Here is a 21,415-nt window from a genome sequence, read left to right as displayed (position 1 = left end):
ACATTCTCCAACGGCAGTGCCGTATAAATTTTACCTTGCGGGTCTGTGAGTATTCTAACATTCACCCGCATCCACACTTCGACATTCATCACAGTTAATGAAAACTGTGTGCAAATTTGCATTACTGTAATGAGATCTTCTTCAAACTTTCATGCGTCAACCGCCGACAAAAGCAGCGATACCCCCTGTCGGATCAAAAGCCCCGGCAGGCTGGCTTCTTACAATTCGTTCACCATCCGCAGAACCCTCAAGGAAGTTGAACATGCCCGACGCCCTGCAACAACGATGCCAGCACATTGTGACCAGCCCGGTGTTAACCCCGGAACAAAAACGTCATTTTCTGGCGCTGGAAGCGGAGAACAATCTGTTCTATCCCGCTCTGCCAGAGGCGGCCCGCGCCGCGCTGGACGAGGGATACATCTGCGACATGTTCGAAGGTCATGCGCCTTACAAACCGCGCTACGTGCTGCCGGACTACGCTAAATTTCTGGCTAACGGCTCAGAATGGCTGGAGCTGGAAGGGGCGAAAGATCTGGATGATGCCCTCTCACTGCTCACTATCCTTTATCACCATGTTCCGTCCGTCACATCGATGCCAGTCTATCTGGGTCAGCTCGATGAGATACTCAACCCATATGTTAAAATTCTAACACAGGATGAAATCGATAGCCGAATAAAACGTTTCTGGCGTTACCTGGACAGAACCCTGCCCGATGCCTTTATGCATGCCAATATCGGCCCGGCGGATACGCCCGTCACGCGTGCTATTTTGCGAGCGGACGCAGATCTGAAGCAGGTCGCGCCGAACCTGACCTTTATTTACGACCCGGACGTCACCCCTGACGATCTGCTGCTGAGCGTGGCGAAAAACATTTGTGAGTGCAGTAAGCCGCATATTTCCAATGGCCCGGTGAATGATAAAATTTTCACAAAAGGTCGTTATGGCGTGGTGAGCTGTTACAACTCCCTGCCGCTGGCGGGCGGCGGCAGCACGCTGGTGCGCCTTAACCTGAAAGCGATTGCGGAGCACAGCCGCTCACCGGAAGACTTTTTCACCCGTACCCTTCCCCACTACTGCCAGCAACAAATCGCGATCATTAATGCGCGCTGCGATTTTTTATATGAACAATCCGGCTTCTTTGAGAATAGCTTCCTGGTGAAAGAGGGGCTGATTGATGCCGATCGTTTTGTACCGATGTTTGGCATGTACGGTCTGGCCGAAGCGGTAAACGTGCTGTGCGAGAAAGCAGGCATTACGGGACGGTACGGTAAAAACGAGCAGGCCAATGCGCTGGGTTACCGCATCAGTGAACAGCTGGCGGCGTTCGTTGAAAACACGCCGGTGAAACACGGCTGGCAGCACCACGCGATGCTGCACGCGCAGTCAGGGATCAGTTCTGATTCAGGCACCACGCCGGGGGCGCGTCTGCCGTACGGTGACGAGCCAGATCCCATCAGCCACCTGCTGGCCGTAGCCCCGCACCATAAACACTATCATTCGGGGATCAGCGATATTCTCACCCTGGATGAGACGGTTAAACGCAATCCTCAGGCGGTGGTGCAGCTGTGCCTGGGAGCGTTCAACGCCGGTATGCGTGAGTTCACCGCGAATGTGGCCGGAAACGACCTGGTGCGCGTCACCGGGTATATGGTGCGGCTCTCCGACCTGGAGAAATATCGGGAGGCCGGCTCGCGCACCAACACCACCTGGCTCGGCGAGGAGGCCGCGCGCAATACCCGTATTCTGGAACGTCAGCCACGCGTGATAAGCCATGAACAGCAGATGCGCTTTAGTTAGTCAGGTTATTCCCTTCTCCTGCGTGGACGGGCCGGGCAGCCGCCTGGCGCTGTTCCTCCAGGGCTGTAACCTGCGCTGCAAAACCTGCCACAACCCGTGGACCATCGGGCGCTGCAACGACTGCGGCGACTGTGTTCCCCACTGTCCTCATGATGCGCTGACGATTCAGGCCGGGCGCGTCTGGTGGCAGGAGAGTCACTGTCAGCAGTGCGATACCTGCCTGCACCTGTGTCAGCAGCAGGCGACGCCGATGGCGCAGCGATACAGCGTCGAGGAGATCCTCTCACGGATCCGCACGTCCGCGCCGTTTATTGAGGGCGTGACCGTCAGTGGGGGTGAGGCCACCACGCAGCTGCCGTTTGTGGTTGCGCTGTTCACCGCGATCAAAGCCGATCCGTCCCTGCGCCATCTGACGTGCCTGGTGGACAGCAACGGCCTGTTAAACGAAACCGGCTGGCAAAAGCTGTTACCGGTGTTTGACGGCGCGATGGTGGATCTGAAAGCCTGGGGCAATGAACATCACCGTTTTCTGACCGGGCGTGAAAACACGCTGATCAAGCAGAGCATCCGCTGGCTGGCCGATCGTCATCGCCTGACGGAGCTGCGCCTGCTGGTGATCCCCGATCGGTGTGATTATCTGCAACATTTGTCATCGCTGACCGCTTTTATCCACGCGTTGGGGAACGTTCCGGTGCGGATCAACGCGTTTCATGCCCATGGGGTTTACGGGGAGGCGGCGCGATGGCGGAGCGCCGCGCCGGAGGACATCGAGCCGCTGGCGCAGGCCCTGGAACGGCAGCAGATCACGGTGATCCGCCCGGCCCTTTATCTATAGCGTGATGCCGAAGACTGCGCGAGTATTTTCCAGCAGCGCGCTGGCAATCACATCTTCAGGCTCCTGACGCAGCTCACACAGCACATCAAAAACGCGCGCCGCCTGCTCCGGGCGGTTGGGCTGGCCCTGAAAACCATTGAGCGGCATGTCAGGGGCATCCGTTTCCAGCAGGAGCGAAGACAGGGGGAGCTGCGCCATCACATCCCGGGTTTTGCTGGCACGCGGATAGGTGATAGTGCCACCGACACCAATTTTATAGCCCAGCTCGATAAAACGCTGCGCCTGCTGAAGGCTTCCAGCGAAACCATGGACCACGCCCCTGCGCGGCACGTCGATGCGCTTCAGGTGCATCGCCAGTTTGTCATGGGTGCGCCTGGAGTGGAGGATCACCGGCAGATCGTGGCGCTTTGCCAGCCGGAGCTGCGCATCCAGGATCGTCTGCTGGCGTTCAAACTGCGGATCTTCACGATAGAGATCGAGGCCGATCTCACCGATGGCAACCAGCTTCGTATCCGCGTTTTGCAGCGTGGCATCCAGCCTGTCGAGATGGTCATCAAGATGGTGCTCAATCACGATCGGATGCAGACCCAGCGCGGCATACAGCGCATCGTGACCCTGGGCAAGCGCCAGGACTTTCTCGAATCTCGCCGCTTCAATAGCGGGCACAATAATGGCTCTCACACCTGCCTCAGCCGCACGCGCAATACTTGACGTTTCCTCCCCGCTAAACGGCGGGAAATCAAAGTGGCAATGGGTATCGATAAAAGAGTGCGTCACGCCAGGTCCTCGTTATCGAGTATGCCGTCGTTGGCCTGCGGCGCGTCCACCAACGGCATCGCCACCGCGTCATTGGCCACACTAGCGGGTGGCAATATGATGCTTTTATGCCGATGAAGAGGCGGTTGCTCGGCCAGCATTTTCCCGACGGTCGCCAGGAAGTATCGCCCGCATAGCCGCCCCGTTTTGTAATCCATACGCAACGCAGGCAGCCGACTGCCCAGCGCCATGCTCAGCAGCGGCTTCGGCGGGTAAATTTCAAAGATGCGCAGCTTGCCCGGTGGTTTTTCAATAAAACGCTGCATCGCGCCGTAGGTGGTTTCATGCTGCTTCGCGATATTCACCAGCGGTTGCAGGCTGCTGTCGCCCAGCCAGCGTTCCATCCGCTTAAACCACTGTGGGGTGTAATACATCTGAGAAGGCACCGTGCGGATCACCACAATGGTTTTCGCCCCGCGCCGTGCGGCCTCCTGTACCGGCACCGCGTCGCTGATACCGCCGTCAAGATAGTTTATCCCCTCCAGCAGCGCGCCGGTACGGTAGAAACCCGGGATCGCGCTGGAAGCGCGAATGATATCCAGCCAGTTCTCTTTCTGCGGCGAAAAGTAACCCGGTGAATAGTCATCGCCACGGCTGGCGCACATCCAGAACGCTTTGCCGGTATCGAACAGTCGTGACGCGGTATCCATGGCCAGCGGCATCTGGCTGGAGGTGGCATCCAGTAACCAGTCGAGATCGATCAGGTTCCCGCCGCGCACGAAGCGTACCGGATTGAAGAATTCTTTGGAGGTGGTGTAGCGCATAATCACTTTGCGCGCATAGCCGGGCTGGTTGCAGACATAGGCGGAGAGGTTCTGCGCCCCGGCAGAGGTACCGAAGTAGAGATCGAACGGGTTGAATTGCGCGCGCATAAATTCGTCGAGTACGCCGGCGGTGAAAATACCGCGCTGCCCACCCCCTTCACAGACCAGCGCAAGCTGGCCTGCATGAAACGGTTTTAACGTCAGCGGCGCAATATTGCCGAGCGTCACGGGAATTCGTTGCCCCACCTCTGCCTTCCTGTTTTCATTATTTTGATGAGACACAGTAACGCACATTCCCGATGGTTCTCAAACGAGAAAAAGCCAGTCACGAGGACTGGCTTGAGTTTGTTTAATAACTATTGCGTTTGCTACGGGCGACGTCGACCCGTAAACAGGCTGACCAGGAACAGAATAATACCGACGACGAAAACAATTTTCGCTGCCCATGCCGCGGTACCCGCCAGTCCACCAAAGCCCAATGCGGCGGCAATTAACGCGATAACCAGAAATATAATGCCCCAACGAAACATAAGCCTCTCCTTTACCATAGTTAATGTCGGCCGCTAAACGTGAGCGCTCAGGTCACTCACCGGCTTTTCCAGAGTCGTTTTTATTTCGCCCGCGGTTTTCAGCCAGACGGGCGAGTGGTACTGCTTTACTTCGTTTTCAGATCGTTTTTGACGCTTTTCACACCATCAATAGCTTTCGCAATTGACTCGGCACGATCGCTTTGTGCCTGGTTCTCAACCGTACCGGACAGCTGGACCACGCCATCGGTGGTTTCAACTTTCACCATACGGGATGGCACGATGTCGTCAGCTAACAGTTTAGCTTTGATTTCGCTGGTAGTTGCTGCATCTCCGGCATAGCCCTTCACCGACGATTCTTTGCTGTCACGTACGTGCAGTTTGTCGCTTACAGAGCTTACGCCCTCAACGCCTTTCGCTACTTTAACGGCCTCTTCAGCCTGGGTCTGGCTTTCAACGAAACCGCTCAGAGTGACAACCTTGTTGTCGGTTTTAACAGAAATATCGGTGCTCTTAATGGATTCATGATCCACCAGTGCGGCTTTCACTTTTGCTGTGATAGAGCTGTCATCCATGAAATTACCGACTTTATTCATAGAGCTATCGATTTTTTCCCCTGCGGTATTAGCGGTATTTTGCGCTTTATCCATGGTGCTGGATTCCGCCAGAGCAGAACCGCTTACCAGGACACTACCCAACGTTACGGCCAGCAGAGTTTTAGAAATCTTCAGTCTTGTCATATTCATCGATTTATTCCTGTGTTTTGCCCGTTATTTGGGCGACATACTTCCCTAAATCTTGGTTTTATATATTGCGAATTAACACACGGGCGAAATGGAGAACCAGTGGACATGCATTGAACAGTTAATTCATCCACGCCCGGTGCTAAACACTGAGTTAAATATAGATCACAATCAGAGGGGTGCATTCAGAATTGGGGAAAAAACGAACGAATAGCGAAAAATTACGTTGAATTAAGAACATTCCGCAAGGGTTTAATAACACTGGAATTAAAGAAGAGCACGGCGGCTGCCGTGCTCTGTGAGGGAATTAATGCTCGCGCGTTTTGCGGAACTGAACGTCGGGATAACGTTCCTGCGTCAGGTTCAGGTTAACCATAGTCGGGGCGATATAGGTCAGATTATCGCCACCGTCCAGCGCCAGCTGAACTTCGTTCTTACGCTTAAACTCTTCGAATTTCTTCACGTCTGAACATTCAACCCAGCGCGCGGTCGCCACGTTCACCGATTCGTAAATCGCTTCCACGTTGTACTCGCTCTTAAGACGGGCAACTACCACGTCAAACTGGAGCACACCCACCGCGCCCACGATCAGATCGTTGTTGGCGATAGGGCGGAACACCTGTACAGCCCCCTCTTCCGAAAGCTGGACCAGGCCTTTCAGCAGCTGCTTCTGCTTAAGCGGATCGCGCAGGCGAATGCGACGGAACAGTTCCGGCGCGAAGTTCGGGATACCGGTGAACTTCATCATCTCGCCCTGCGTGAAGGTATCGCCGATCTGAATGGTACCGTGGTTGTGTAAACCAATGATGTCACCCGGATAGGCTTCTTCCACGTGGGAACGGTCGCCCGCCATGAAGGTCAGCGCGTCGGAAATCACTACGTCTTTACCAATACGCACCTGACGCAGCTTCATGCCCTTTTCGTACTTACCGGAAACCACGCGCATAAAGGCGACGCGGTCACGGTGTTTCGGGTCCATGTTGGCCTGAATTTTAAAGACGAAGCCGGAGAACTTCTCTTCCTTCGCTTCTACTTCGCGGGTGTCGGTTTTACGCGGCATCGGCTGCGGGGCCCACTCAACCAGACCGTCGAGCATATGGTCAACGCCGAAGTTGCCGAGTGCGGTACCGAAGAAGACCGGGGTAATGTCACCGCTCAGGAACAGTTCTCTGTCGAACTCGTGAGAGGCGCCTTTGACCAGCTCAAGCTCATCGCGCAGTTGCGCGGCCAGCTCTTCACCGACAGCGGCGTCCAGCTCCGGGTTGTCCAGCCCTTTCACGATGCGGACTTCCTGAATAGTGTGGCCCTTACCGGTCTGATACAGGTAGGTTTCGTCTTTATAGAGGTGGTAAACCCCTTTGAACAGCTTGCCGCAGCCAATCGGCCAGGTGATTGGCGCGCAGGCGATTTTCAGCTCGTTTTCCACTTCATCCATCAGCTCCATCGGATCACGGATGTCACGGTCGAGTTTGTTCATAAAGGTAAGGATCGGCGTATCGCGCAGACGAGTGACTTCCATCAGCTTGCGGGTACGATCTTCAACACCTTTCGCGGCGTCGATCACCATCAGGCAGCAGTCCACGGCCGTCAGGGTACGGTAGGTATCTTCGGAGAAGTCTTCGTGCCCCGGGGTGTCCAGCAGGTTCACCAGGCAGTCATGATACGGGAACTGCATCACGGAGGTGGTAATCGAAATACCACGCTGCTTTTCCATCTCCATCCAGTCGGATTTAGCATGCTGGCTGGAGCCACGGCCTTTAACGGTACCCGCGGTCTGGATCGCCTGTCCGAACAGCAGCACCTTCTCGGTGATGGTCGTTTTACCGGCATCCGGGTGCGAGATAATGGCAAAAGTGCGGCGTTTGGCCACCTCTTGCAGATAAGGAGACAACGTCATAATCAATTCTTCTTAGGTAAGCGCGGCAGCAGGCCGCGCATCATGGAATACGAAAAATGCGGCTATTTTACCCATCAACAGGGGGCAGGCAATCATTGTTTACACAGGAGCTGCTCCAGTTCGTTCAATGACGTTACGGTCCAGGTCGGCTCGATGCCTTCCGGCAGCGTGCGGCCATGCGCATTCAGCCAGACGGTCGACAGGCCCGATCTCATACCTCCCAGAATATCAGATTCTGCCGTATCCCCCACCATCAGCACGCGATCGCGGTCAGGATTGCCCGCTTGCGCCAGCGCATAATCGAAAATACGCGGATCCGGCTTCGGCACGCCTACCTCTTCGGAGATCACCAGCGCGTCGAAATGATCGCGCAAGCCAGTGCGTTCAAGGCGGATCTGCTGAAGCGCGGTAAAGCCGTTGGTAATGATCCCAAGCTTCACCTTCCCTTTCAGCGAATCCAGCAGAGAAACGGCGCCGGGCAGCGGCGCGCAGATATCCGCCATCGCATTCAGGAAGGCCTCGTTCAGCACCCCAGGACTGATGTTTAACCGTTCAGCCCAGACGTCAAAACGCTGATGCTGAAGCTGTAACGCGGTGATGGCTCCGTTCTGGTAATCCACCCACAGCGGCTTGTTCACCGCCTGATAGTCCTGAAAATCTTCCGCGGTGAACGTCACGCTATAGTCGAGAAACATCCGCTGTAGGCCGCCGAACGAGTCAAACGTAAACAGCGTTTCGTCGGCATCAAAGAAAATCCAGTCCCATTTCATCGTTACAACCTTATTTTCGTTATCCAATCGGCAGAGCCATGATAATGGCGTCTTCACGTCCCTCTGCGGTGGGGTAGTAGTTACGGCGGATAGTCGCCTCGTTGAAGCCTAAGCTTTCATAGAGCGCGATGGCGGCGACATTGGACGCGCGCACCTCCAGCCACAGGGTGAAAACGTCACGGGTTTCCAGCTCACGAATGAGGTGCTCAAGCAGATCCCTGCCCAGCCCGCGGCGCTGGTAAGCGGGATCGACCGCGATATTAAACAGCGTCGCCTCGTCCAGAACGACCTGCGTGATGGCGAACGCGGCCATCGCACCGTCAACGTCCACGCGGAGATTTAAATAGCGTTCGCCTTGATTGCTGGCAAACGTCTTTTCGCTCCACGGAAAGGCATGGGCGCGTGTTTCAATCGCGAACGCGGTGGCCAGGTCAGCCGTCGTGAGGGAAGAAATCGTGTTCATATTCGCAAATTTGTTGCCATAGCGCGCTACGCGCTTTTGGGTTGGCTTTCAGTTCGTCCAGCGCTGGCGAGCTGATCTGGCTTCCTTCAAGAGGTAGCTCATCCACCGCCCCGATTCGCCAGCTGTTACAGCGGCTGTCAGGGGGAAGCATCGCGACGCTTTCGGGCGCCAGCTGTAATACCTGATCGTTTGTCACCTTCAGGGTGCGAAGGACATCCTCAATCAGGGGTTCGTTCAGGGCAGGCGGCGCTTCTGCCACCATCACCAGGCGGACATGCGCAGGGATGGAGATGGCTATTTCGCCCCGCAACGCCGTCGGGCGACGCAAAGCCCACTGGGTGATGCCCAGCTGCTGCAACTGCCAGTCTCGTCGGGATGTCATAGCGAAAACTCCTGTCTCTCAGGCGCGCAAATATAGCAAATGTGTCGAAACTGCGCCATCTACCTACTATAATCCCCGCCTGAGTTTATTGAGGAACAATTCATGTCTGCATTTACCCCGGCAAGTGAAGTCTTGCTGCGTCACAGTGATGATTTCGAAGAAAGCCGTATTCTGTTTGCCGGAGATATGCAGGATGACCTGCCCGCACGTTTCGACTGTGCTGAAAGCCGTGCCCACACCCAATACTACCACCACTGGCAGGTGCTGAGCCGCCAGATGGGCGAGCGCGCACGCTTTAGCCTGGTGGCGGAGCAGAGCGATATTGCTGACTGCGATACGCTCATTTACTACTGGCCGAAGAACAAACCGGAAGCCCAGTTCCAGCTGATGAACCTGCTTTCTCTGCTGCCGGTCGGCTGCGATATTTTTGTCGTCGGTGAGAACCGCAGCGGGGTGCGAAGCGCAGAGCAGATGCTCGAAGGCTACGCGCCGTTGACGAAAATCGACAGCGCCCGACGCTGCGGCCTGTATCATGGCCGTCTGGAAAAACAGACCACTTTTGATGCCAACACCTTCTGGGACGAGTACCAGCTTGACGGCCTGACCATTAAAACCCTGCCGGGTGTGTTTAGCCGTGACGCGCTCGATACGGGCAGCAAGCTGCTGCTTTCCACCCTGACGCCGCACACCAAGGGCAAGGTGCTGGACGTCGGCTGTGGCGCGGGCGTGCTGTCAACGGTTCTCGCCAGCCACTCACCAAAAGTGCGTTTAACCCTGTGTGACGTGAGCGCCCCGGCGGTAGAAGCCAGCCGCGCCACGCTTGCTGCGAATGGCATTGAAGGCGAAGTGATCGCCAGCAACGTTTTCTCCGACGTGACCGGTCGCTTTGACATGATCATCTCTAACCCGCCGTTCCACGACGGGATGGAGACCAGCCTTGAAGCGGCGCAAACGCTGATCCGTGGCGCAACCCGTCACCTTAACAGCGGCGGTGAGCTACGTATTGTGGCGAATGCCTTCCTGGCGTATCCGAAAGTGCTGGATGAAACCTTCGGCTTCCACGAAGTAATCGCCCAGACAGGCCGCTTTAAGGTGTATCGCACCGTGATGACGCGCCAGGCGAAAAAGTAATTCCCCTGCCCGGCGATGGCTGACGCTGCCATCGCCCATTTTTGCAGCAATCAAAACAACGTGCGCAATTTTCTGTTGACGTAAAGCTGAAAACATCTAGAATGCGCCTCCGTGGTTACGATACTTTTACAGTGTCGATGGTATGCGAAGGTGGCGGAATTGGTAGACGCGCTAGCTTCAGGTGTTAGTGTCCTTACGGACGTGGGGGTTCAAGTCCCCCCCCTCGCACCATAAATCACGTTGATATTGCTCGCACTGGGCGAAGGTGGCGGAATTGGTAGACGCGCTAGCTTCAGGTGTTAGTGTCCTTAGGATGTGGGGGTTCGAGTCCCCCCCCTCGCACCAACGAGGCGATATCAAACCAGTAAGATGACTGTGCGAAGGTGGCGGAATTGGTAGACGCGCTAGCTTCAGGTGTTAGTGTCCTTACGGACGTGGGGGTTCAAGTCCCCCCCCTCGCACCAATTATCTTACATCCCTTCAGCAGTACCTCTTGTTTTTCCCTTTTATTTCAAACTCATCAGAATCACCAGCAGTCCACTGATTAGCGCAACGCATGATGGCAACAGCACGTAATGCCGTAACTGTTTGTGCCAGATCATCGCGGATGTCACCAGCAAGCCCGAAACAATCATTGCTTTCCAGACATCAATGGGAAGATCGGCAAACATCAGCCCACCGATAATGGAACCAGGCAGCAATATTCCCCACCCACTTCCCAGCGCTTTGCTCAACATGGTTTCACCTCTCGCACTGATAATGATAACCAGTATCATATGATAATAATTATCACTTGTCAGCATGCGACGTAAGAAATTGCGCCAGCAATTGCTTTCCCATAATGACAGAGAATGTGTAAGGTGATAAATTGCCCACCTGTTAACTTCCGATAACGTTTTTCTGATAATAAAAATTCAATTTTGTAGCGACCAATAATACATAACAACACCTTGCTCATTGTTTTAATTGAGTTTTAATAAAAACGCACGCATATGACATCACAATCCTGGCTGTCCTTAGTCAACAAGAAATATCAGCTTTCTTTACGTTTATTTTTATTTCTGAACGCTGCATCAGCATTGTTCTCGGTAACAAACCCTCTCTATTCCGTTCGTGTGTTATCAGTCCCCCTGTTTGCCGTATTGACTGCCAGCACTGGCTTACTTATCTGGCACTGGAAAAATAGCACGCGAAAAATAAATATCCCTGCTGTTTCAGCTATTTTTGGGTTTTTATGGGCATGGCAGATCGTCTCAAAATTTCTGTTAATAACGCACGATCACGCAACCTATTTAATGATGGCGCTATTAACAGTGCTTTTTATAGGGTCTCTGGCTTTCGCCAGTAATATTAAAGCCTTTACGTTACATTCATTTCCCGCTTTTATATCCTGCCTGTGGCTTAGCCCGTCCGAAAACTGGTTGAGAATGGCCTATTTTTTCGCGCTGCCGGTGGTCGCCATTGGTATCCATCATGTTCTTCAGCGGCGTAATGACCGTTTCGCCCAGGAGCTGCTTTCCGAACTGCTCGAAGAGCGTGAAACCCTGACCGATCTCAGCATGATGGACCCGCTCACCGGCCTATATAACCGTCGCGGGCTGCAAAGCCGGCTTGAGAACCTCCCCAGGCCTGACGCTGGCGAGCACTTTGTGCTGCTGATGGATATCGACCATTTCAAAGCCTACAACGATCATTACGGCCATATGATGGGCGATCAGGCCTTGATCAGGGTCTCGGCTGCGATCCGCGACGCCGTGCGCTCACGCGATGTTGTCGCCCGGTTTGGCGGGGAAGAATTTATGGTGCTGTTAAGTAACATCCCACTGGAGCAAGCGCGCCAGACAGCTGAACGCATACGTCAGAAGGTTTACGATCTCAAAATTCCCCACATGTTTAACGAAAGCGTCGCCACTAACGTGACCATCAGCATTGGCATAGCCATGTTCGAAGGTGAAGACGTTGATGGCGCACTGGCGAAAGCCGATAAAGCCCTCTATGAAGCCAAGCATATGGGACGCAACAGCATTCTGCTGAGCGACGAGCTTCATATCGCCTGAAACCGCCTTCACAGCGCCAGGATAAAACGCTTGCGCTCGGTTTTATCTATAGTTAGGATTGGCAATCATTATCATTTAGATTTGTAATCCACACTATGGCGACTCGTACCGCACACATCGTTGAGCCACTGCTCTGGCGAGCTCCACTCTCCGCCGGAGAAACGACGCTTGCGGATGCCATTCGGGAAAAAATCGCCGTAACACGCGCCCATCTGCTGGATTTCATCAAACTGGATGAAGCACCGCCGCATCATGCTCTGACGCTGACTCAGTGGCAACGACCTGCCGAGCTGCGGTCACTGCTGGCAACCTATTCCGACCATATTTATCGTAACCAACCGACGCTGGCGCGGGAAAATAAACCGCTGCTTTCCCTCTGGGCACAATGGTATATCGGGCTGATGGTGCCGCCTGTCATGCTGGCCCTGTTGACCCAGGAAACGATGCTCGATCTCTCGTCGGAACATTTCCACGTCGAATTCCATGAGACCGGACGCGCCGCCTGTTTCTGGATTGATGTACACGAAGATCCGAGCGCGAGTCACCTGTCAGCGCAGGCGCGTATGGAACGACTGATTACAAGAGCGCTGGTTCCGGTCATTGATGCGCTGGAAGCGACGGGGGAGATCAACGGCAAACTGATCTGGAGTAATACCGGGTATCTTATCCACTGGTATTTAACGGAGATGAAGCCGCTGCTCGGCGACGAGAAAGTGGATGCGCTGCGTCAGAGCTGTTTCTTTGCCAGACAGCTGTCGGATGGGCGGGATAACCCTCTTTACCGCACCGTGGTTCCGCGTGAGGGACTTCTGGTGCGTCGTACCTGCTGTCAGCGCTACCGTCTGCCGGATGTCCAGCAGTGCGGCGATTGCACGCTTAAGTAGTCTGGCCCTGCCTGAAACTCGCAGAGAGAGGGAGCAAACACTAAAAACGGCAACCTGCGTTGCCGTTTTGCTTTTATCTAGGCTACCTGCTGATTTTCCTCTTCCCCATTACGCTGTGCTTCTTCCGCTTCCTGCTGAAGCAACTGTTTCTCGTACACCTTGAAGAACGGGAAATAGATAATGGCGGAAACGCAGGCCAAAACCAGCACCAGAATGGCTGCACGGAAATCCCAGCCCAGCGCCCAGGCGGCACCAACCGGAGCCGGTGCCGTCCACGGCACAACGGAAATCACGCGGCCAATCAGATCAAACTTCATCGCTGCCCATGCCAGCACGGCATTGACCATCGGCGCCAGCAGGAAAGGAATAAAGAACACCGGGTTCATCACAATCGGCGTACCAAAAATCACCGGTTCATTGATATTGAAAATGCTTGGCACCACGCTCAGGCGTCCAATGGAGCGCAGGTGCGCGGAGCGGCTACGCAGGTAACAGAACACCAGCCCCATCGTCGCTCCTGACCCACCGATCACAATAAAGAACGTCCAGAAGGCTTCCATAAAGATGTGTGGTAAAGGCAGGCTCGCCGCCAGCGCGGTCTGGTTCGCCCCCAGGTTCGTCAGCCAGAACATTTGCAGCATACCCGAGACAATCGCTGCGCCGTGGATCCCGGCAAACCACAGCAGGTGGCCAATCAGCACCGCCAGCAGGATCGCTGGCAGCGAGTCCGCCGCAGAGACCAGCGGTTTGAATATCGACATGATGGCCTGTGGGATCAGCATACCGAACTGCGACTGGATCAACAGACTCAGCGGATAGAGCGTCAGCACCACCACCAGCACCGGGATCAGCAGGTCAAACGAGTTTTTGATCATCGGCGGAACCTGGTCTGGCAGGCGGATCCCGATATTGTGTGCTTTCAGGAAACGCATCATCTCAACGCAGTAAAGCGCCACCAGGATCGCGGTGAAAATCCCGGTCCCTCCAAGGCTATCAACCGGTAAGGCGCCTTTGGTTTTAGGCGCGGCGACCAGCAGGAACGCCATCAGCGACAGCATCGCGCACATGAACGGATCCAGCTGATGGGTTTTAACGTAATGTTTGCCCAGGTTGTAGGCGATAGCCGCACAGATATAGAGGGACATCACCCCCATCGTCATATCAAACGGCGTCAGAATTTGACCTTCAAACTGCTTCGCCATATCCAGCCAGGCGCGAGCAAAGCCCCAGGTGGTATCTGGCGAAAAAGGTGGGTAAGCGAACACTAATAAAAACGACCCGACAATCATAAACGGCATTGCCGAGATGAACCCGTCACGAATCGCCATAACGTGACGCTGGGAAGAGATGCGCCCGGCAATAGGGCTGACATAATTTTCAACGAAGCGGAAAATCAGATTAAATGCAGCATGGTTGGCAGACATAGCAGATCTCCTGTCAGACGTTCGTTTCGGACGTTCTCACGTCACACGTTGTTCCATACATCAGCGTCACAACCTTGCCGGATCGTGTACCTGCGGTACTGCTCAAACGGAATGGTTTCATAATTAGCTCTTATTATTAGATACAGGGGAAGTTACACACTCAGTATTAATCTCTGCATCACGCTCTGCAACCGGTTACTGTAACCGGTTTCTGTGAATGTGAAGGCGATCCAGAAATCGCTCCTGACGGATATTTGTTACTTAAGGGATATTTACAGCGACTAAATTCTTATGACAGATTACGGAAGATATTTGTCAGGAGGAATCAATGAGTTTGCAGTCTGTACAGCAGTTTTTCGCCGAACACGCTCCGGATATAGAAATCATCGAGCTTAACCAAAGCACAGCGACTGTTGCCCTTGCTGCTGCCGCGCACAACGTTGAACCCGGCCAAATTGCCAAAACGCTGTCACTGAAAATTAAAAATGATGTGATTCTGGTGGTTGCAAAAGGCGATGCGCGTCTGGATAACAAAAAGCTCAAAGAGACATTCGGCGCAAAAGCCCGCATGCTCAGCTGCGATGAGGTAGTAACCCTGACGGGTCATCCTGTTGGCGGCGTCTGCCCTTTTGGACTGGAAAATCCGCTCTCTGTTTACTGTGACATCACTTTAAAACAGTACGCCGAAGTGTTACCCGCAGCGGGCGCCATCCACAGTGCGGTGCGTATATCGCCCGACAGAATGGCGGAACTGACCGCAGCGAAATGGGTTGATGTCTGTATTTGAACGTTGCGCCAGAAAAATTCTGGCGCATCACTTAACACTACAAGAAAGAAGGAACGGTGAGAGCGGAACGGCGTATTTCCCTGACCGGGAGATGCGCCAGGATATCTGCCGCATCCAGTAATCCCACATCAGAATTGACGCCCAGTTTTACCATTGCGTTAAACTTATGCGCCCGGATGGTTTTGATATTGCGTTCAAGCTGTGCCGCAATTTCAGGGATCGAAAAACCCGATGACATATATCGCAGAATCGCCCTTTCAGTTGGGCTTAGCATACGATGCTGGCTCACACACCAGTGATTGTACACGTTGTCGTTCACGTGATGCGTTTCGCTGAGTAATGTCTCCAGCCCCTCCATTAACTGCTTCAGCGGAACCGATTTACTGATAATTCCATGTAAGCGAGAAGGCGAAAGATGGCTGACCAGTCTCGCCTCCATTTCATCAGAGGCCAGCACGATACGCTTGACGTCGCTGTGGGTGAAGGTGAGATCCCGCAAACAGGCCAGACAGTTTCGCCGCTCCTCACGCTCATCGGACAATGAATAAATTACGGCAAAGAATGAGATTTCCGAGAGCGCCGCTTTGAAGTTGTCAAATCTGGCAAACAGGTGCACCTGGTAATGGCTCAGGGCGGGCATCGCAAAAAGATGCTTCAGCCCCATAGCGCTCATTGAGCAGCTTTCGATGACGGCGATATGTTTTGTTGCAGTGGTCTTTTCCATTCCTCAAACTCTCCATAAGCCGACATTAAACTGAGTTCTCGCATTCCCTGGGTACTGCTTATCCACGCGTACATATCGGCATTACTGCGAAGTGATAAGCGACGCATTGCACTGTTTTTCTGTGCACTGATCGTTTTATTACTTTTATTAAGTAGCGTGGCTATTTGGTTGATTCCCCAACCTTTACCTAACAAACGCAACACCTTGCGTTCAGAGTGGGTAAGCGCAATCATTTGCTCACTCTCCTCTTCAATATCAGGATTTTCCGGTATCAATAACGTCTGGCTTATTCGCTCGGCACGTTCACTCCCCGCGCGAATAGCGTTAATTACGCCTTCAATGGGTTCCATATCCGAAAGCAGCGTGCTTTCCGGACGCATAAGAAGCTCTACTGCAAGTGGATAAAGGGGGCGCGAAACGAGGAATATCCAGTGAATATCCCGGTACTGATTCATTAACCCATAATATTGCTCAAGCGTGCCGCGTGGATTACGATACTCACCCGAAATATCGGCAATAACGACCCCAGCGCGACGCAATTGTAATAACGTCAACTCCTGCATCGAACGGCAGTACGTTATCTCAAAATCGGGAAAATGACGCGACATGACGCCACCTAACCCATTTTGCATAACCGGTACTCTGCTGATCACCACTCCGTGTTTACCATTCAATGGCAACATAGACCCTCCCTGTCATGAATTCTTTATTTAAGAACGAACTAACCCTGCAAGGTTAAACACGTTTGCATTCCGAAGTACAAACGGGTTAATACTCGCAAAATAGAACAAATATCACATGGGTTAAGAAACGCCCAATACAGGCCTAATATCGCATAAAGACCATTTAAATTTAATTCAAATTGCGTGAAAAGATCGAAAATATGAAATTAGAAATACTTAATATATTGTTTTTATAAATCCTAATTTCATATTCATTAAATAAATAACAATGCTATCTTTCCTCCGCCCCCATCGCGCCACTGATCGCACAAATGTTGATCTGGCCCAGCGCAAAGGGCCCTGCACTTTGTGTTAAAAGTAAGCAATCTCTCTTCTCTACAGGGCGTTTCATGCAGGCAGATCGGTCTACGCAACGTGCTACCACGCGGCTATGTATTCAGTGCGGGCTTTTTCTCTTACAGCACGGCGCAGAAAGCGCCCTCGTCGAAGAGCTCTCCACACGCCTTGGGCTGGCGCTGGGGATGGACAGCGTTGAGAGTTCCATCTCGTCAAATGCCATTGTGCTGACCACCATTAAAGACGGACAGTGCCTGACCTCCACCCGTAAAAATCATGACCGCGGCATTAACATGCACGTCGTGACGGAAGTGCAGCACATCGTGATCCTTGCTGAACACAAGCTGCTCGATCTCCGGGAGATAGAAAAACGTTTCAATCAAATCAAACCCCTCCGGTATCCGCGCTGGCTGGTTGTGCTGATGGTGGGACTGTCCTGCGCCTGCTTCTGCAAGCTCAACGCGGGCGGCTGGGACGGCGCTGTCGTGACCTTCTTTGCCAGCAGCATCGCAATGTATGTCCGCCAGCTGTTGACGCACAGACAGCTACATCCGCAAATTAACTTCTGCATCACGGCATTTGTGGCGACAACCGTATCCGGCCTGCTTTTGCGCCAGCCCTACTTCGCCAGCACGCCTACTGTTGCGATGGCCGCCAGCGTATTGCTGCTGGTGCCAGGTTTTCCCTTAATTAATGCCGTCGCTGATATGTTCAAAGGCCATATCAACACCGGTCTGGCGCGCTGGGCGATAGCCAGCCTGCTGACGCTGGCGACCTGTATCGGGGTGGTAATGGCCATGACACTCTGGGGGTTACGCGGATGGGCGTGATGGATTTTATGCTCGCACTGGCACAGGACATGCTCTTGTCTGCCCTTCCCGCCGTTGGTTTTGCGATGGTGTTTAACGTCCCACAGCGTGCATTACCCTGGTGTGCGCTGCTGGGTGCCATTGGCCACGGCTCTCGTATGATCATGATGACAGCGGGCTTTAATATTGAATGGTCGACGTTTATCGCCTCCATGCTGGTTGGCAGCATCGGTATTCAGTGGTCCCGCTGGTATCTGGCGCACCCGAAGGTATTCACCGTGGCGGCAGTGATTCCTATGTTCCCGGGCATTTCAGCCTATACGGCGATGATCTCCGCCGTCAAAATCAGCCATTTTGGCTACAGCGAACCCCAGATGATCCTGCTCCTGAGCAACTTCCTTAAAGCCTCGTCGATCGTGGGTGCGCTCTCCATCGGCCTGTCGATCCCCGGCTTATGGCTTTACCGCAAACGTCCACGCGTATAATAAAATCGCTTGCAATTGTATCGCGCACTATCTATATTCATTTCATGGATGCAAAAACGAACGACACCACCAACGCGCTTCTGCTGGATAACCAGCTCTGTTTTGCCCTCTATTCGGCAAATCTGGCGCTTAACAAGCTGTACCGGCAACTGCTGGCGCCGCTTAATCTGACCTACCCGCAATACCTGGTGATGCTGGTGCTGTGGGAACAGGATGATATTACGGTGTCAGACATTGGCGAGCGGCTGTTCCTGGATTCCGCCACGCTGACTCCCCTGCTGAAACGCCTGGAAAGCGCAGGATTGATCCTCCGCCAGCGTTCCCGTCAGGATGAGCGTCAGGTCGCCGTCACCCTGAGCGACGCGGGTCGGGCGCTGCAACAGCAGGCCGTGACGATACCCCACGCCGTGGGCTGTGCAGCGCAGTGTGATACCGACACCATGCTGGCGCTCAAGCAACAGCTCGAAAGTTTGCGCCAACAGCTGCATCGCGCGTAAGGCTGTACTTTACGCGTCTAATTTTAACTTAAAACATCGTGCGCTATTTAATAGCGCATATAAACGTAAGATGAGGAACCTGCCATGTCTTTAGAAAAAGTTGTCTACACTGCCAAAGCCAAAGCAACCGGAGGCCGTGATGGCCGCGCCACGTCTTCCGATGGCGTTCTGGATGTCAAACTGGGTGTGCCAAAAGAGATGGGCGGCATGGGGGGTGAAGTAACCAACCCTGAACAGCTGTTCGCTGCGGGCTATTCCGCCTGCTTCCTGGGCGCAATGAAGTTCGTTGCGGCACGCGATAAATTCGCTCTGCCAAAAGACGCCTTTATTGAAGGCGAAGTAGGGATCGGCCCGCTGCCAACCGGTTTTGGTATCGAAGCGAAGCTGAACATCCACGTTGAAGGGATGGACGCAGCGGAAGCCAAAAAACTGGTGGATGCGGCGCACATCGTCTGTCCGTACTCTAACGCGACGCGCGGCAATATCGACGTGACGCTGAACATCATCGCGTAACCAGCCCCTGTGATTTTAGCCCCGGTAAGCGTAACGCCACCGGGGAAATCCTCTCCTTTCCTCCCCTCTCTCTGTGCTACCATAACCCTCAATCACGCCCGTAGTAATCAGTTGAGAAAGTGTTATGTCCTCCAGAATTCTGACCACCAGCATTGCTGGCATTGATGCCTTTATGCGCGATCCTCGCGGTGTGTTGACGCACGCCGAAGGCGGCACGCTCGCGGTATTTGCCGACAACGCCCCGGCGTTTTATGCGGTCACGCCGGAGCGTCTGGCGCAGCTTCTGGAAATTGAAGAGAAGCTGTCGCGCCCGGCGAGCGATGTCATGCTGGATAATCAGTTTTTTGACGAACCCGCCAGCGCCCCGGTGGCCGTTCCAATGGGGAAATTTCCCATGTACGCCGGTTGGCAGCCGGACGCCGATTTTCAGCGGCAGGCGGCCTTATGGGGAATAGCCCTCTCGCAGCCCGCGACACCGGAAGAGCTGGCAGCCTTTACCGCATACTGGCAAGCTGAAGGAAAAGTCTTCCATCATGTTCAGTGGCAGCAAAAATTCGCGCGCAGTCTGCAAATCAACCGCGCCAGCAACAACGGCCAGCCAAAACGTGATATCAATGCTTTTTCAGAACCGGACAAAAAAATCCCTGATGGATTCCGAGGTGCGAAATGAAAAACGTCGGCGACCTGATGAAACGTTTGCAGAAGATGATGCCTGCCAACGTGAAGCCCGCCTTCACCACCGGTGAAGAGCTGCTGGCATGGCAAAAAGAGCAGGGTAAAATTCGCGCGGCTGCCCTCGCCCGCGAAAACCGCGCGATGAAAATGCAGCGCACCTTTAACCGCTCGGGCATTCGCCCTCTGCACCAGAACTGCTCCTTCGAGAATTATAAGGTCGAGTCTCAGGGGCAGATGAATGCCCTTAACCAGGCGCGCCAGTACGTGGATGAATTTGACGGCAACATCGCCAGCTTCATCTTTAGCGGAAAACCCGGCACCGGGAAAAATCACCTCGCCGCCGCTATCTGCAACGAGCTGCTGCTGCGCGGGAAGTCAGTGCTGATTATCACCGTGGCCGATATTATGTCCGCCATGAAAGACACCTTCAGTAATCGCGAAACCAGCGAAGAACAGTTGCTGAATGATTTAAGTAACGTGGATTTGCTGGTCATCGACGAGATCGGTGTCCAGACGGAGTCCCGCTACGAAAAAGTGATCATCAACCAGATTGTCGATCGCCGTTCGTCGTCAAAACGCCCAACCGGTATGTTGACGAACCACAATATCGACGAGATGACCCGACTTCTTGGCGAGCGGGTGATGGATCGCATGAAGCTGGGTAACAGCCTGTACGTCATCTTCGACTGGGACAGCTACCGCAGCCGCGTCACCGGCAAAGAGTATTAAGATATTTCCAGGGAGCGCCGGAAGAGCAGAGGTATATACTGAACCCACTTCTGGCCCAAAACGGACCTTGTTGAGTAAATCATTATGAAAAAACAATTTCTTATCAGCATCCTTACTGGCGCCCTGCTGGTGACTGGCGCAGCGCAGGCCGCATCATGGCAGGAGTCGCTCTCCAGCGCAGCAAGTGAGTTAACCAAAGAGAGCGGCACGTCCCAGGGCGGACTGTCAGCCTCGTCCCTCACCGGCCTGCTGGGCAACAGCTCCCAAAGCCTGAGTGCCGGAACGATGAACAACGCGGCGGGTATTCTGGAATACTGCGCGAAGCAGAAACTGGCTTCCGTCACCGATACCGAAAACATCAAAAACCAGGTGTTGGGTAAACTGGGACTGGACACCCAGGAGCAGAAAGCGGACACCAACTATATGGACGGTATACAGGGCCTGCTGAACGCGCAAAATGGTCAGCAGCTGAACCTCAGCACCCTTGGAAATTCATCTCTGGCGAAACAGGTGAAAACGAAAGCCTGCGATCTGGTGCTGAAACAAGGCGTTAATTTCCTCTCCTGATCGTCCCCCTTTTTCTGCCACAACACGCCGCGTTTATTACATTAGTCTTATACCGCGGCGTGAAGTGCGTTTTTTTACCCCCTGCCACCACCTCAGCCTCCGTATGCCACGATGCGACT

Annotated in this window: 25 protein-coding genes and 3 tRNA genes; 16 read left to right on the top strand and 12 right to left on the bottom strand. The window is 53.9% G+C overall.

Annotated elements, in window-relative coordinates:
* The first annotated feature begins 262 nt into the window (after window positions 1-262).
* Both ACQG11_RS12855 and ACQG11_RS12850 read left to right on the top strand, forming a co-directional pair.
* Complete coding sequence (locus ACQG11_RS12855; protein ID WP_063163157.1) at window positions 263-1,798, top strand: YjjI family glycine radical enzyme; 1,536 nt, start codon at window positions 263-265, stop codon at window positions 1,796-1,798.
* Window positions 1,773-2,633: a YjjW family glycine radical enzyme activase gene (locus ACQG11_RS12850; RefSeq protein ID WP_022646985.1), complete on the top strand. Its 861-nt coding sequence runs from the start codon at window positions 1,773-1,775 to the stop codon at window positions 2,631-2,633. Before ACQG11_RS12855 ends, ACQG11_RS12850 begins: the two co-directional genes overlap by 26 nt.
* On the opposite strand, the gene ACQG11_RS12845 is transcribed toward ACQG11_RS12850, so the two are convergent.
* The 8 genes from ACQG11_RS12845 to ACQG11_RS12810 form a co-directional block, all read right to left on the bottom strand.
* Window positions 2,628-3,410, bottom strand: coding sequence for a TatD family hydrolase (locus tag ACQG11_RS12845; RefSeq protein ID WP_022646984.1), 783 nt, complete (start codon window positions 3,408-3,410; stop codon window positions 2,628-2,630). The two genes, ACQG11_RS12850 and ACQG11_RS12845, sit on opposite strands and share 6 nt — an antisense overlap.
* Window positions 3,407-4,459, bottom strand: coding sequence for a patatin-like phospholipase family protein (locus tag ACQG11_RS12840; RefSeq protein WP_023299272.1), 1,053 nt, complete (start codon window positions 4,457-4,459; stop codon window positions 3,407-3,409). Before ACQG11_RS12840 ends, ACQG11_RS12845 begins: the two co-directional genes overlap by 4 nt.
* A gap of 122 nt (window positions 4,460-4,581) precedes the next feature.
* Window positions 4,582-4,743 carry a DUF1328 domain-containing protein gene (locus ACQG11_RS12835; protein WP_003856556.1) on the bottom strand — a complete coding sequence of 54 codons (162 nt, stop codon included), beginning with the start codon at window positions 4,741-4,743 and terminating at the stop codon, window positions 4,582-4,584.
* Between the two features lie 125 nt (window positions 4,744-4,868).
* A complete protein-coding gene (gene osmY, locus ACQG11_RS12830) occupies window positions 4,869-5,486 on the bottom strand; it encodes a molecular chaperone OsmY (protein WP_022646982.1) in 618 nt (205 codons plus the stop codon).
* A 304-nt stretch (window positions 5,487-5,790) separates the two neighbouring features.
* Window positions 5,791-7,380 carry a peptide chain release factor 3 gene (gene prfC, locus ACQG11_RS12825; protein ID WP_022646981.1) on the bottom strand — a complete coding sequence of 530 codons (1,590 nt, stop codon included), beginning with the start codon at window positions 7,378-7,380 and terminating at the stop codon, window positions 5,791-5,793.
* Window positions 7,381-7,472: 92 nt separating this feature from the next.
* Entirely contained in the window at window positions 7,473-8,150 is a 678-nt protein-coding gene (gene yjjG, locus ACQG11_RS12820; protein ID WP_022646980.1) for a pyrimidine 5'-nucleotidase, read from the bottom strand.
* A 19-nt stretch (window positions 8,151-8,169) separates the two neighbouring features.
* Window positions 8,170-8,613, bottom strand: coding sequence for a ribosomal protein S18-alanine N-acetyltransferase (rimI, locus tag ACQG11_RS12815; protein ID WP_063163158.1), 444 nt, complete (start codon window positions 8,611-8,613; stop codon window positions 8,170-8,172).
* Window positions 8,582-8,995 (bottom strand): DNA polymerase III subunit psi, encoded by a 414-nt coding sequence (locus ACQG11_RS12810; protein WP_022646978.1) that lies wholly within the window; start codon window positions 8,993-8,995, stop codon window positions 8,582-8,584. The genes rimI and ACQG11_RS12810 overlap by 32 nt, the downstream gene beginning before the upstream one ends.
* A 102-nt stretch (window positions 8,996-9,097) precedes the next feature.
* On the opposite strand from ACQG11_RS12810, the gene rsmC reads away from it, so the two are divergent.
* The 4 genes from rsmC to ACQG11_RS12790 all read left to right on the top strand — a co-directional run bounded on the left by rsmC (window position 9,098) and on the right by ACQG11_RS12790 (window position 10,590).
* Entirely contained in the window at window positions 9,098-10,126 is a 1,029-nt protein-coding gene (gene rsmC / locus ACQG11_RS12805) for a 16S rRNA (guanine(1207)-N(2))-methyltransferase RsmC (protein WP_032625390.1), read from the top strand.
* A gap of 144 nt (window positions 10,127-10,270) precedes the next feature.
* Window positions 10,271-10,357, top strand: a tRNA-Leu gene (locus ACQG11_RS12800).
* A gap of 28 nt (window positions 10,358-10,385) precedes the next feature.
* Window positions 10,386-10,471 (top strand) — tRNA-Leu (locus ACQG11_RS12795).
* Window positions 10,472-10,503: 32 nt separating this feature from the next.
* Window positions 10,504-10,590 (top strand) — tRNA-Leu (locus ACQG11_RS12790).
* Between the two features lie 42 nt (window positions 10,591-10,632).
* Here ACQG11_RS12790 and ACQG11_RS12785 read toward each other — a convergent pair.
* Window positions 10,633-10,902, bottom strand: coding sequence for a DUF1435 domain-containing protein (locus ACQG11_RS12785; protein ID WP_026080652.1), 270 nt, complete (start codon window positions 10,900-10,902; stop codon window positions 10,633-10,635).
* A gap of 216 nt (window positions 10,903-11,118) precedes the next feature.
* Between ACQG11_RS12785 and ACQG11_RS12780 the strand changes: the two genes are divergently transcribed.
* Together ACQG11_RS12780 and fhuF are read left to right on the top strand one after the other, a co-directional pair.
* A complete protein-coding gene (locus ACQG11_RS12780; RefSeq protein ID WP_023305406.1) occupies window positions 11,119-12,183 on the top strand; it encodes a GGDEF domain-containing protein in 1,065 nt (354 codons plus the stop codon).
* A 95-nt stretch (window positions 12,184-12,278) separates the two neighbouring features.
* Entirely contained in the window at window positions 12,279-13,067 is a 789-nt protein-coding gene (gene fhuF, locus ACQG11_RS12775) for a siderophore-iron reductase FhuF (RefSeq protein ID WP_022646974.1), read from the top strand.
* Window positions 13,068-13,144: 77 nt separating this feature from the next.
* On the opposite strand, the gene ACQG11_RS12770 is transcribed toward fhuF, so the two are convergent.
* Window positions 13,145-14,491, bottom strand: coding sequence for a PTS sugar transporter subunit IIC (locus ACQG11_RS12770; RefSeq protein ID WP_063163159.1), 1,347 nt, complete (start codon window positions 14,489-14,491; stop codon window positions 13,145-13,147).
* A gap of 328 nt (window positions 14,492-14,819) precedes the next feature.
* On the opposite strand from ACQG11_RS12770, the gene ACQG11_RS12765 reads away from it, so the two are divergent.
* Window positions 14,820-15,278, top strand: a complete 459-nt coding sequence (locus ACQG11_RS12765) for a YbaK/EbsC family protein (protein ID WP_022646971.1) — start codon at window positions 14,820-14,822, stop codon at window positions 15,276-15,278.
* A 37-nt stretch (window positions 15,279-15,315) separates the two neighbouring features.
* Here ACQG11_RS12765 and bglJ read toward each other — a convergent pair whose 3' ends face one another.
* Window positions 15,316-15,951, bottom strand: a complete 636-nt coding sequence (gene bglJ, locus ACQG11_RS12760) for a DNA-binding transcriptional activator BglJ (RefSeq protein ID WP_063163160.1) — start codon at window positions 15,949-15,951, stop codon at window positions 15,316-15,318.
* Complete coding sequence (locus ACQG11_RS12755) at window positions 15,948-16,685, bottom strand: helix-turn-helix transcriptional regulator (protein ID WP_022646969.1); 738 nt, start codon at window positions 16,683-16,685, stop codon at window positions 15,948-15,950. The genes bglJ and ACQG11_RS12755 overlap by 4 nt, the downstream gene beginning before the upstream one ends.
* Before the next feature lie 389 nt (window positions 16,686-17,074).
* Here ACQG11_RS12755 and ACQG11_RS12750 point away from each other — a divergent pair, with 389 nt between their 5' ends.
* From ACQG11_RS12750 to ACQG11_RS12720, 7 genes are all read left to right on the top strand, one after another.
* Window positions 17,075-17,851 (top strand): threonine/serine ThrE exporter family protein, encoded by a 777-nt coding sequence (locus ACQG11_RS12750; protein WP_017383842.1) that lies wholly within the window; start codon window positions 17,075-17,077, stop codon window positions 17,849-17,851.
* Window positions 17,842-18,315, top strand: coding sequence for a threonine/serine exporter (locus ACQG11_RS12745; protein ID WP_032621429.1), 474 nt, complete (start codon window positions 17,842-17,844; stop codon window positions 18,313-18,315). The genes ACQG11_RS12750 and ACQG11_RS12745 overlap by 10 nt, the downstream gene beginning before the upstream one ends.
* A 44-nt stretch (window positions 18,316-18,359) precedes the next feature.
* The gene (locus ACQG11_RS12740; RefSeq protein WP_022646966.1) at window positions 18,360-18,812 is read left to right on the top strand and encodes a MarR family winged helix-turn-helix transcriptional regulator; all 453 of its coding nucleotides are present in this window, start codon (window positions 18,360-18,362) and stop codon (window positions 18,810-18,812) included.
* Window positions 18,813-18,896: 84 nt separating this feature from the next.
* Window positions 18,897-19,325 carry an organic hydroperoxide resistance protein gene (locus tag ACQG11_RS12735; protein ID WP_003856578.1) on the top strand — a complete coding sequence of 143 codons (429 nt, stop codon included), beginning with the start codon at window positions 18,897-18,899 and terminating at the stop codon, window positions 19,323-19,325.
* Window positions 19,326-19,449: 124 nt separating this feature from the next.
* On the top strand, window positions 19,450-19,995 hold the full coding sequence (dnaT, locus tag ACQG11_RS12730) for a primosomal protein DnaT (RefSeq protein ID WP_023299265.1): 546 nt from the start codon (window positions 19,450-19,452) through the stop codon (window positions 19,993-19,995).
* Window positions 19,992-20,729, top strand: a complete 738-nt coding sequence (gene dnaC, locus ACQG11_RS12725) for a DNA replication protein DnaC (RefSeq protein WP_003856580.1) — start codon at window positions 19,992-19,994, stop codon at window positions 20,727-20,729. The genes dnaT and dnaC overlap by 4 nt, the downstream gene beginning before the upstream one ends.
* Before the next feature lie 84 nt (window positions 20,730-20,813).
* On the top strand, window positions 20,814-21,296 hold the full coding sequence (locus tag ACQG11_RS12720; protein WP_022646964.1) for a DUF2501 domain-containing protein: 483 nt from the start codon (window positions 20,814-20,816) through the stop codon (window positions 21,294-21,296).
* The last annotated feature ends 119 nt before the right edge of the window (window positions 21,297-21,415 follow it).

The organism is Enterobacter cloacae complex sp. 372C4 (assembly GCF_050030615.1).
In the GTDB taxonomy this organism is placed as follows: domain Bacteria; phylum Pseudomonadota; class Gammaproteobacteria; order Enterobacterales; family Enterobacteriaceae; genus Enterobacter; species Enterobacter intestinihominis.
This window is presented reverse-complemented; position numbering and strand designations above follow the sequence as displayed.